Origin of the sequence: Microbacterium sp. LRZ72 (assembly GCF_033792225.1) — a bacterium.
Classification (GTDB): Bacteria; Actinomycetota; Actinomycetes; order Actinomycetales; family Microbacteriaceae; genus Microbacterium.
The window spans coordinates 1-11179 of record NZ_JANGEX010000011.1 but is presented as its reverse complement, the minus strand read 5'-3'; the positions used below and the strand labels follow the sequence as shown (position 1 = coordinate 11179).

Sequence of the window (11179 nt, the reverse complement as noted above, 5' to 3'; positions counted from 1 at the left end):
GGTGCGCTACGGGTCTGCGGCGAACGCGACTGTGGACGCGGGCAAGGGCGTGATGACACTGCCTGCGCTCGAGACGCGGAACATGATGCTGGAGGCCACCCCGGTGCGAGATCTCGACCTGAGCGTCGACTTCTCTCTCGACGCGGCGCCGCAGACGGGCAACGCCTACGCGGGACTCGTGGCGCGGCAGGGTGAATCCGAGAACTACCAGGTGCGCACGTGGCTGCGCAGCGACGGCAGCATCTGGCTCGTCGCCCAGCGAGGCAACACCGTGCTCGACTTCGAGATCCTGTCGGGCCTCACGCGTGCGGCGGGCGACACGTTCACGCTGCGCATGAGCGTCACGGGCGCCGATCCCACCACGATCTCGGCGAAGCTGTGGCCGACGGGGACGGAGGAGCCGGCCGACTGGCAGCTCTCGGTGACCGACGCCACGCCGGCGCTTCAGGGAGCACTCCCCTACGGGCTGCACGCCAACCGCGCCAGCAACTCCACAACGCCGGGGGTCTTCACCTTCGACGAGTTCCGGGGCATCGCCGTCGGCGAGTAGCGTGCTCGGGGAGGGCGGGGCATTCCGCCCTCCCCGGCGCCGGTAGGCTCGCACGCACCGGCCGCCGGCCCGCACCCGAGGACACGCGAATGCAGACGATCATCCTTCTTCTGGCGATCGGCCTGTGCGCGGGTGTCATCGGGTTCCTGCTCTTCCGGGCCAGTCCGCGGCTGACGTTCGTCGTCTGGGCGCTGGTGCTGTTCTTCGTGCCGGTGTGGATCGGTGCGACTGTGGGCTTCTTCTGGGCCGCGGCGACCGGCATCACCCTGGTCGCGGTGGTCGCCACCGCACGGTCCTTGCGGCTGACGAGCGTCGATGCGCTGGTGGCCGGCTTCGCCGTCCTCATGCTCGGGCTGTTCGTGCTGCGCCTGGTGTCGCTCTCCGACGCGGTGATCGCGATCCTCGAGTGGGTGCTTCCCTACGCCTGGGGGCGGGTGGTCCTCGCCCGCGTGCCCGGCGGATTCGTCATCCGCGTCATCGCGGCCGTCGCAACGGTCGCCGCGGCCCTGGCACTGATGGAATTCGCCACCGGCACCAACCCCTTCGTCCTGCTTCCCGCGATGGGTGGTTCCTACGAGGTGTGGGCGCCGCTGCAGCCCCGTGGCGGCTTCCTGCGGGTCGAGGGCGCATTCGGCCACTCCATCGCTCTCGGAGCCGCCCTCGCGATGTCCTCCGCGTTCGTCCTGGCCGCCAAGTGGGCGACGCCGCTGAAGGTCATCGCGCTGGCGGTGATCACGGGCGCGGTCGTCGCGACGTTCAGCCGCATCGGGCTGGTGACACTGGTGCTCACCGCGGCGCTGTCGATCTTCACGCTGCCGGAGATCACCCGCAGAACACGGATCGCGATCGGCGTCGTGGGGGTTGTCGCCGCGGCGATCATCGTGCCGTTCATCTCGGACGTCTTCCTCGACGCGGGGCAGGAGGCGGCGGGCAGCGCCGACTACCGCACCGATCTGCTGACGCTGCTGACACAGGTGAAACTGCTGGGTGCCGCCGGCGACTGGCAGGACCTGACGGTGGGCGGAACCTATCTGGGGTACTTCGCGAACTCGATCGACAACGCCCTGATCGTCATGGCGCTGCGCTACGGAGCGATCCCGACCCTCCTGCTGGTCGCCACGATGGTCGTCGTGGCGGTGCGCTGCCTCATCCCCGGTCGCGCGAATCCCGCCTCGGTGGCCGTGGCCGCGCAGCTGCCGTCGCTCCTCGCCGTCGCCCTCATCACGCAGTACGGCATGTACTTCTGGTTCATGGTCGGGCTGGCGGTGGCCTGGGACGTCGAGCGGGTCGCGCGGGATCAAGACCCGACACGCGCCCACGAGCAGACGGATGCCGTCGCTCGCTCGTCCCGCTACGCCTCGTCGCCGTAGAGCCGTCGCCGGTGACGCCGGATGTACCAGGCGTAGGGGACGAGCTGGAAGACGACCACGCTCACGGCGTTCGCGAGCGGTGGCGCCAGCACGCCGAGTGAGGGTACGAACAGAATCGTCAACGAGACGGTCGAGGCGGCCATCAGCAGCGCCGGCGCGACCTGGAACCGGATCCCCCGCTTGTCCATGATGAACATGCCGAGCGGGTAGAGCGCGGCCTGCACGGTCACCATCGCCCCGAATGCGAGGATGAGCTCGGGACCGATCGTGAGCTCGTCGTTCGAGATCAGCCCGAACAGCCACGGTCCGATCGCGAGGATCACCGCCGTGGTCGCGGCGAGCCCCGCCGCGAACGCCACCGAGATCAGTCCCGGTCCGGCGCGCAGCTCCCCGCGGCTGCGGGCGCGGGTGAATGCCGGCCACAGCGTCACGCCCGCCGCGGCGACGAGTGCCTGCAGGGCGAAGAAGACCTGGCCCGCCACGCCGTACTGCGCCACGGCGAGCGCGGTGGCGAACTGCGCGAGGATGAACCGCGGCAGCACCATCGCGAGGGGTGTGGAGAGCAGCTGCGCGAGCATGGGCCACCCGACATCCATGACCTGCGCGCCCGGGTGACGGCGGGGACGCGCCAGCCGTCGCGCGGCCCGGGGCAGGAGTGCTCCGGAATACCGGCTCGCCACGACGAACCCGAGAATCGCGGCGACGAGGGTGGCGGTGAACGATGCCAGGGCGAGAAGGCTCTTGATGCGCTCGTCGTCGGTGCCGAGCATGATCCACACCAGGAGCAGCGACAACGGCGAGACGATCCCCTGCAGGAGGATCACCAGCGGGTTGCGTCCGAGCCCCAGCAGCACGCGCTGCCAGATTCCCAGGCATATGGTCAGGGCGAACAGGCACAGACAGGCGAAGGCGGCGAGGTCCGCACCGGGAACGACGGCGGCCGAGCCGAGCACGAGGTTCCATCCGCCCGTGAGGAGCAGGAGCAGATTGACCGCGGTGAGCGAGGCGGCGAACATCAGCTGGACGCGCATCACGGTCACGGCCTGGCGAGCCAGGAGGGCATCGTTTCGGACGTCACGTGACGAGGCGATGCTGTTGACCACGACAGCACCGGCGCCCAGGTCGCTGAACGCGATCAACCCCGGCACGGCCACCAGGAGCGAGAACAGCGCGTAGTAGTCGACGCCGGCCTGGCCGAGGATGAGTCGGGCGGTCAACACTCCGCATACGAGCGAGACGGCCATCGTGACCACGCGTGCGCCCGTCGACAGGAGCGCACTACGCATGCATCCCCCGCCCCCCTGTCGATCCTGGGAACGACGGTACGTACTGTAGCATTGCGCGGGGGCCGAGCTTCATGCGCGGGGGTGCATGCCGATTGTGCACGGTGCCGGTCTGCTGCCACATTCGGAGGTCCTGAGCGGTGAAGTCTGATGCGTCTGGATGGACCCTGGCACGTGTCGTCGAGGCTCTTCGCAAATTCTGGCTCCTGATCGTCGCACTCACCGTCGCGGGCGGCATCATCGCCTTCGGCTGGGCCATGACGATCACGCCCGTATACCAATCGACGGCGACGCTCTATTTCGCGTTGAACCAGGGCGACAGCGCCTCCGACCTGGCTCAGGGGTCGACGTACACGCAGAACCAGATGGTCTCGTTCGCCCAGCTGGCCACGTCCTCGCGGGTGCTCGAGCCGGTCATCCGCGAGCTCGACCTCGACGTGACGCCTACCGAACTCGCCCGATCGCTCGAGGTGTCGATTCCCCAGCAGACGGTGATCCTCGAGGTGCAGGCATCGTCCACCGATGCGGAGGAGGCCGCCGAGATCGCCAACGCGATCTCGGACAGCCTCACGCAGGTGGTGCGCGAGGTCGCTCCCAAGGGGGCGGAAGGCGCCGCCACCATCGCCGCCAACGTGATCGACGAGGCGGTCGTGCCTCCGTTCCAGGCGTTCCCGAACAAGCCGCGCGAAGCCGCGCTCGGCGCCCTCCTGGGGCTGCTCGTCGGTGTGCTCGCCGCGTTCGTCTTCACGATCGCCGACACGCGGCTTCGCTCGGAGCAGGCGCTGACGAAGGTGTCCTCCGCGCCCGTCCTCGGCACGATCACACGGACCCCGAACCGGGACGGCTCGCCCCAGGGGCTGGTCGTGGCGCGCGAGCCGCTCGGACACACGGCGGAGGAGTACCGCCGCATCCAGTCGGGGCTCACCTACGCCGGTGTCGGCGACCGCGCGCGATGCGTGCTGGTGACGTCGTCGGTGCCCACCGAGGGAAAATCCACGGTCACGGCGAACCTGGCCCTCACCCTCGCGGGGCTTCAGCATCGGGTCCTTCTGATCGACGCCGATCTGAGGCGTCCTCGGATCGGCGAGTACTTCGGGGTCGAGAACGCGCTGGGCCTGACCACGGTGCTCGTCGGCGAGCTCGGATTCGACGTCGCGCGGATCACCCGCACCGGGACGACGCTGGACCTGCTGCCCTCGGGCGCGGTGCCGCCGAATCCGCCCGCGCTGCTGGCATCCGGCGAGATGCGGGACCTGCTGCAGCGGGTCTCGGACGAGTACGACTTCGTCCTGATCGACTCCCCACCCGTCTTGAGCGTGGCCGACGCCACCCTCGTCGCCCCGATGGTGGACGGGGTCGTCGTGGTCATCGACGCGTCCCGTACTCGTCGCGCACAGCTCGCGTCGGCGCTGCGCATGCTCGACGGAGCGGGAGCGCGTCTGCTCGGGGTCGTTCTGAACAAGACGCGTGCTCCGCGCCGCCGCCGGTCGTACTATTCCGAGGACGCCAGGACGCCCGCGACGGGTGAGTAGGGCGAGGGGACGGGGCCGATCGATGGATATCACCGTTGTCGTGCCCACCTACAACGAGCGACCGAACGTGGCCGAGCTGGTCTCGCGGCTCGAAGGGGCGCTCGCAGGCCGGGCTGCCGAGGTGATCTTCGTCGACGACAGCACCGACACCACGGTCGACGAGATAGAGCGCGTCGCTGCGGATGCCGCCCTGCCGGTGCGTCTGATCCATCGGGAGCGCCCACGGGGCGGGTTGGGTGGAGCCGTGGTGGAGGGGATCCGCGCGGCCCGCGCGGATCAGTGCGTCGTCATGGACGCAGACCTCCAGCATCCCCCCGAGGTGATCCCCGCGCTTCTTGCGGCGGCCGGCGACGGCGTCGATGTGGTCGTCGCGTCGCGGTATGCCGGCGGCGGTACCGCCCGCGGGCTGAGCGGGCGGCTGCGCGTGGGGGTCTCCCGCGCGGCAACCCTCGTGACGAAGGCCATGTTCCCGATCCGGCTGCACGCGTGCAGCGACCCCATGACGGGCTTCTTCCTGCTTGATCGCCGGAGCGTCGACTGGATGGCCGTGCAGCCGCGCGGCTTCAAGATCCTGCTCGAGATCCTGGCGCGGCAGAATCTGCGCACAGTGGAGGTGCCCTTCAGCTTCGCGGACCGCTATGCCGGTCGTTCCAAGGCGTCTGCTCGCCAGGGCATGAGGTTCATGATCCAGCTGGCATATCTTCGCTTCGGCAAGATGTCGCTCTTCGCCGTGGTGGGCGCGCTCGGCGCGGTAGCCAACCTCCTGATCATGGCGGGCCTGACCGCTGCGGGTGTGGGCTACATCTGGGCGGCGGTCGTCGCGGCGGAGGTCACGATCATCGGCAACTTCGTGCTGATCGAGCGCTTCGTCTTCCGTGAGATGAGAGAGCAGGCCTCGGGGGTCGGAGCGCGTTTCGCCAAGTCGTTCTCCTTCAACAACGCCGAGGCACTGCTGCGGATCCCGCTCATCGCCTTCCTCGTCGAATCGTGGCACGTCTCCAGCATCCTCGCCGCAGCGGCCACCCTCTTCGCCGCGTTCATCGTGCGGTTCGTCTTCCACGCCCTGGTCGTCTATGCCCCCCGCAGCTCGGGCGGCCGTCGCTCGCGCGGGAGGCGCGTAGCCGAAGCGATCGATGCCGAAGCGGTACGGCCCGGCGAACTCTGACGCCGCGTCGCCTCGCGGACGACGGTCGCGACGCTGGTACGATAGCGCTCCGGCGCGTGGAGGGAATGAGCCCGCGCCGCCGATGCACCGAGATCGGGGTGTATCGAGGACCAGTCGTCGTAGATGCGGCGGAGGGCTGCGCTGAGTGCCTCGACGTCGCCGGGTGTCACATGGAACGCCGTGGGATACCCCCCGGCCGCTTCGCGCAAGCCGCTGGTGTCGCTGGCTACCACGGGCCGGCCCGCGAGGATTCCCTCGACGGCGGTGTTGCCGAATGACTCATCCCCGCGCGACGGCACGACGAGCACGTCTGCCGCCGCGAGCCGCGGCCACACGTCGCTCTCGAAGCCGGTGAAGGTGACGCGCACCCTCGGCTCCATTTGGGCGAGCCGCCGCAGCTCGCCTTCGAACCATTCGTATCCGGCGAACGCCGCGCCGACGACGGTCAGGTCCACGTCGACCCCCCCGCGCGCGAGCTCGCGCGCGGCCTCGATGGCGACATCCGGGCCCTTGCGTGGCGAGAGGCGGCCGAGATACACCACCCGCAGGCTCCCCTCAAGATCGAGGCGGGCGGGCACCGTACGTGGCGGGGCGGCGACTGCGTTCTCGACGACGCGTGTCCGCCCCGACAGGCGAGGCGCCACCGCGGTCATGGTTTCGCGGGTGAACCTGCTGTTGACGATCACTGCCGTCGCCGCGTGGAGCGGGGCGTACAGCGCCGCGTTGACGAGACGATGCGCCGACGCCTCCGCCTCGTGCACGTGCGAGACGACCACGGTCCGCCCCAGGCGTGCTGCCAGAGGCCATTGCGGAAGGGTGATGGTGCTGATGTACACGGCCGCGGGGCGCAGACGGGTGAGCAGTCGTATCGCGGCGGTGAAGCCGCGCACGGTGTCGCGGACCAGCTGAGCCCAGCCGCGGGGACGCAGGAGCGACTTGCGCAGCACGAGCATCGGCACGAGGACGACCGAGGCGCCGGCCTCGCGCAGGTGCGGCACGAGCGGCCCCTGCTGGGGCAGGGCGACGACGACGTCGGCGCCGGCCTGGACGGCACCGCGGACGCTCTCAAGCAGCATCCGATCCGAGCCGAACATCTCGGCTCCCGGGTGGACGAACAGCACACGGGAACCGTGGTCGGCATCCGTCTGCTGATCGGGCACGCGCGCTCGGGAACGCTGACGTTCTCTGGCACCCATCGTCAGCGGTGCGCGAGAACGGGCGCGCTGCGATCCGACCACGTCAGCGGTGCGCGGTGCGCGTCTTTGGCGACTCGGTGCGCCGAGCTGCCGGCGGCCAGCCGCTGGGCGAGCGCCTCGTAGTCGTCCGCGACGAGATCCCAGCGGAACACCTCGGAAGCGCGCTCCGTGTTCGCGATGCCGACCTGGCCGGCACGGTCGCGGTCGTGCTCGACGCTCGTGAGCAAGGCGGTGACATCGCGCGGGTCGGCGAAGAACCAGCCGTTGTCGTTCAGCACCTCGCGGTTGAACGTGACGTCGTACGCCACCACCGGCGCGCCGGCGCCCATCGCGCGCAGCAGCGAGGGGTTCGTGCCGCCCACCGAGTGGCCGTGCACGTACGTGTAGGAGTGCGCGTAGAGGGCATCGAGCAGCGGCTGGTCGTACACGCCGCCGAGAAAGCGGATGCGGGGATCCTCACCCGCCGCCTCCCGCACCTTCTGGGTGTACTCGGCGGCGTAGGGAGCGGAGCCGACGACCACGAGCGGCAGGCGGGCGTTGCTGCGCCGGTACCCCTCGACGATCTCGAGCACGTGGTTCTCGGGTTCGAACCGGGCGACGACGAGGTGGTAGCCGCGCGGCTCGAGGTCGAGCGCGCGGATTCCTTCGACCGGCATCTGCCCGAGGATCGGCGCGCCGTAGCGGATCAGTTCGGTGGGCACCCCGAACTGGTGGTCGTAGTAGTCGGCGATCCCGGGTGCGTCCGCGATGAGCGCATCCGCCTGGCGAACGCCGAACTCCTCGGCCCAGCGGTAGTACGCCTTGCCGCGTGCGCCCCACTTGGAGCGCTTCCACTCCAGCCCGTCCATGTGGAGGGCGATGGGGATGCCGCGCGCGCGCAGAATCGGCAGGAACGGGGCGTTCGCGGCGTTGAACACGAACGCGGCGTCGGGCTTGTGATGCGTGACGGCGTGGAAGGCCGACAGGCCGGTGTGGCTGAGCGTCTCGAGCTGCTTCTGCCGCAGCGCGGGCAGGTGGACCAGGTCCATACCCAGGTACGTCGGCTGACGGGTCTCGGCGCCGCGCGTGTAGACGGTGACGGAATGGCCGCGATCGACGAGGCGGCGACCGACCTCCTCGATCGCGGTCTCAAATCCGCCGTATGCGGCGGGAACCCCTCGCGTGCCGATCATCGCGATCGACAGCGTCTTCTGCTGTTGCGGCGCGCGGGTCGCCGCCGCGACGTTCACATGTTCGAGGACCATCAGTAGGCACCTTTCGGCTGGATCATGACTTTTCCGGTGCGCCACATGAGCATCAGGTCGTTCATGACCGACCAGTTCTCGACGTAGCGGAGGTCGAGGCGCACGCTGTCTTCCCACGACAGATCGCTGCGCCCGCTGACCTGCCAGGGACCGGTGATTCCCGGCTTGATGTAGAGGCGACGGAAAACTGTTCCGTCGTAGTCGGTCACCTCGATCGGCAGAGGCGGCCGCGGGCCGACGATGCTCATGTCGCCGATCAGGACGTTCCAGAACTGCGGCAGCTCGTCGATCGAGTGCGCGCGCAGAAAGCGTCCGATGCGGGTGACGCGCGGGTCGTCCCGCATCTTGAACAGCGGCCCGGCGGCCTCGCTCTGCGCTCGCAGCGCCTCGAGCTCGCCCGGCCGGGTCTCCCGCATCGACCGGAACTTGAGCATCGAGAACTCGCGCCCGTCGCGGCCCACGCGCGTCTGGCGGAAGAACACGGGGCCCCGAGAGTCGACGCGGATCGCCAGCGCGATGAGCGGCAGCAGCGGCAGCATGACGAGCAGGGCCAGGCCGGCGACGAGGATGTCGAGCGCTCGCTTGAGCAGGTGTTGCCCGCCCTCGTACGAGGGGATCGTGACGTGGATGAGGGGCAGGCCGTCGACGGGTCGGAAGGACAGGCGCGGGCCGGCGATGTCGGTCAGGCCACTCGCGAGCACGAGCTCGGCGGCGGTCCCCTCCAGCTCCCAGCTCAGTCGCTTGACGTAGCCGGGATCGTTGCCGGGAAGGCTGGCGACGATGATCGTGTCGGCCCCGAGCTCCTGGGCTACGGCGGTGGCGGTGCTCACCGTCGCGACGGTCTCGTAGGCGCGGCCGTCGACCATCAGCGGTGCGGCGTCGTCGTCGGTGGCGACGCCGACCACGATGTAGCCGAGCACGGCATCCTTTTGCAGCCGGTCGATCACGTCGGCGACGTCGCGGCGCGAACCGATGACGATAGCGCGCGAGGCGTAGTGCCCGTACCTGCGCTGCGTCACCAGCCACCGGCGCCAGAGCCACCGGGTGCCCAGCAGTGCGAACAGCCCGAGCGGCATCGCGAAGACCAGCTGCGTGCGCAGGCCCTCCCACTGGAAGATGAGGAACGCGATCGCCAGCAGGCCGAAGGCGAGGCCGGTCGCGTGCACGACGCGCTTGTACTCGGTGGCCCCCGATCCCATCACGCTCGGGGCACGCGTATGCGTCAGGCCCAGGATGGCGAGCCACGCGGCCGCGCTCAGAAGCGGCACGCGGGCGAGGAACCAGGGATCCGCGGCCAGCAGCCCCGGACTCCACACGAGCACGGGCACGACGGCTGCGCAGGCGACCGCGAGTATCACCACCGCGGCATCCGTGATGCGCAGGCGCCGCAGGTACCGGCGCTCCCAGAGGCGGCGCTGTTCAAGGCCCGGCTGCACGCGCGGTGTGACGATGGTCTGCAGGTTCTCCTGCGCGGCGCGCGGAGCCGCGATCGGCCGGAAGCCGGTGAGCGGCGGATCGGTCACGGTCGTGACGGCGTCTTCGACCGACGTCATCGTGTGTCCGCGGATCCCCGCACGCGCGTCAACGCGTCCCCGATAGTCATGTCTTCCCCAAACGACATCGCCGCATGCCCGAAGGCGTACGGTCGTTCCCCAGTCGCACCCGGCGATCCCACATCGCCGACACCCGGATTCCCAGCCGGGGGTGCCCTGGTCACGTTACTCCACCTGCACCGCTTCGCGCCAGCGATCTGGACACGTGCCGTTCAAGTTGCCGTAACGATGATGTCTCTCGGAGAATGCGCAGTCGCGGGTCGGGTCGGGTCGGGTCGGGTCGGGTCGGGTCGGGTCGGGTCGGCCCCGATCGCCCGACGTGCCCCGCTACCCGGGTGGACGCGCGTCGCCGAAGTCGTGGCCGTGGTGCACCGCCGCGCTGCGAAGAACGGCTTCCGTGGACTCCCCGCGGGTGCGGGGATACTGCTCGCGCAGCAGTCGCGCGAGATCATCGATCAGCACGCGCAGGGCGCGACCCTCGGCGCGCACGCTCTCATGGCCCGACCGCTCGGCGGCATCACGCAGGGTGAGGAGCGTGCCGGCCGCGTGGGGCATCGACATCCGCGGGTCCTTCTCGGTGAAGTAGTAGATCTCGCTGTTCTGTCCCAGGTCGGCGATCGAGTCGGCGAGCGACGCCGAGATCGAGCGCACGAGCGCCGCGCCCTGGTCGGGCCCGAGCGCATCGAGCCGGTCGAGCGTGCCCGCTGTGGCGACGCTCGTCAGCCGCAGCGCCAGCGCTCGACGCCGGGCGAGCGCCGGGTAGACCTGCGTGAAGCACGACACCGATGCCGAGAGCAGCGCGAACCCCATCAGCGCTTCGATCGGCGAGACGCAGGATGTCGTTCGTGGCGACGGCATCGCCGTAGCCGAGTGTCGTGAGCGCGACCAGCGAGATCGTGATCGCCTCGAGCAGCGGGTGGAACTGCTCGGGCGCGATGGTCGTGTAGGCGAACCCCTCGGGGACGTGGGGATAGTAGATCAGGCCCCACTCGATCGCGATGCATGCGACCCACAGGCCGATCACGACGACGATCGTGACCGAGGCCAGGGCGCCGGCCCACCGGCTGCCGCCCGCCACCGCCCAGACGGCGCGGAAGATCAGGTGGGTGAGGCGGCCGGTGCCGCCCGGGCGCAGCAGCGTCTGGAAGACGTCGTTCAGCGCGATGAGGATCAGGGCGACTCCGGCGAGCGTGCACACGATGACCATGCGGGCTATAGGCCAAAAAGTGTGGATGGGATCTCGATCTAGCGGCGTGATTACGGGGTAGGACAGGGATCGTTATGGT

Annotated in this window: 9 protein-coding genes and 1 pseudogene; 5 read left to right on the top strand and 5 right to left on the bottom strand. The window is 69.7% G+C overall.

The genetic code is table 11. The features are described 5' to 3' along the window. Both M4I32_RS11700 and M4I32_RS11695 read left to right on the top strand, forming a co-directional pair. A pseudogene (locus M4I32_RS11700) lies at positions 1–550 on the top strand (hypothetical protein); the annotation flags it as partial. An 89-nt stretch (positions 551–639) separates the two neighbouring features. Next, positions 640–1920: a hypothetical protein gene (locus M4I32_RS11695; RefSeq protein ID WP_319034652.1), complete on the top strand. Its 1281-nt coding sequence runs from the start codon at positions 640–642 to the stop codon at positions 1918–1920. On the opposite strand, the gene M4I32_RS11690 is transcribed toward M4I32_RS11695, so the two are convergent. After that, positions 1902–3206 (bottom strand): hypothetical protein, encoded by a 1305-nt coding sequence (locus M4I32_RS11690; RefSeq protein ID WP_319034651.1) that lies wholly within the window; start codon positions 3204–3206, stop codon positions 1902–1904. The genes M4I32_RS11695 and M4I32_RS11690 overlap by 19 nt on opposite strands. Positions 3207–3343: 137 nt before the next feature. On the opposite strand from M4I32_RS11690, the gene M4I32_RS11685 reads away from it, so the two are divergent. Next, positions 3344–4735 (top strand): polysaccharide biosynthesis tyrosine autokinase, encoded by a 1392-nt coding sequence (locus tag M4I32_RS11685; RefSeq protein WP_319034650.1) that lies wholly within the window; start codon positions 3344–3346, stop codon positions 4733–4735. A gap of 22 nt (positions 4736–4757) precedes the next feature. Further along, positions 4758–5900 (top strand): glycosyltransferase family 2 protein, encoded by a 1143-nt coding sequence (locus M4I32_RS11680; RefSeq protein ID WP_319034649.1) that lies wholly within the window; start codon positions 4758–4760, stop codon positions 5898–5900. Here M4I32_RS11680 and M4I32_RS11675 read toward each other — a convergent pair. From M4I32_RS11675 to M4I32_RS11660, 4 genes are all read right to left on the bottom strand, one after another. Then, entirely contained in the window at positions 5807–7060 is a 1254-nt protein-coding gene (locus tag M4I32_RS11675; protein ID WP_319034648.1) for a glycosyltransferase family 4 protein, read from the bottom strand. The two genes, M4I32_RS11680 and M4I32_RS11675, sit on opposite strands and share 94 nt — an antisense overlap. 38 nt (positions 7061–7098) lie before the next feature. Next, entirely contained in the window at positions 7099–8340 is a 1242-nt protein-coding gene (locus M4I32_RS11670) for a DUF1972 domain-containing protein (protein WP_319034647.1), read from the bottom strand. After that, a complete protein-coding gene (locus M4I32_RS11665; RefSeq protein WP_319034646.1) occupies positions 8340–9893 on the bottom strand; it encodes a sugar transferase in 1554 nt (517 codons plus the stop codon). The genes M4I32_RS11670 and M4I32_RS11665 overlap by 1 nt, the downstream gene beginning before the upstream one ends. 327 nt (positions 9894–10220) lie before the next feature. After that, entirely contained in the window at positions 10221–10703 is a 483-nt protein-coding gene (locus M4I32_RS11660) for a hypothetical protein (RefSeq protein ID WP_319034645.1), read from the bottom strand. On the opposite strand from M4I32_RS11660, the gene M4I32_RS11655 reads away from it, so the two are divergent. Then, a complete protein-coding gene (locus M4I32_RS11655; protein WP_319034644.1) occupies positions 10663–11142 on the top strand; it encodes a hypothetical protein in 480 nt (159 codons plus the stop codon). The two genes, M4I32_RS11660 and M4I32_RS11655, sit on opposite strands and share 41 nt — an antisense overlap. Positions 11143–11179: the final 37 nt, after the last annotated feature.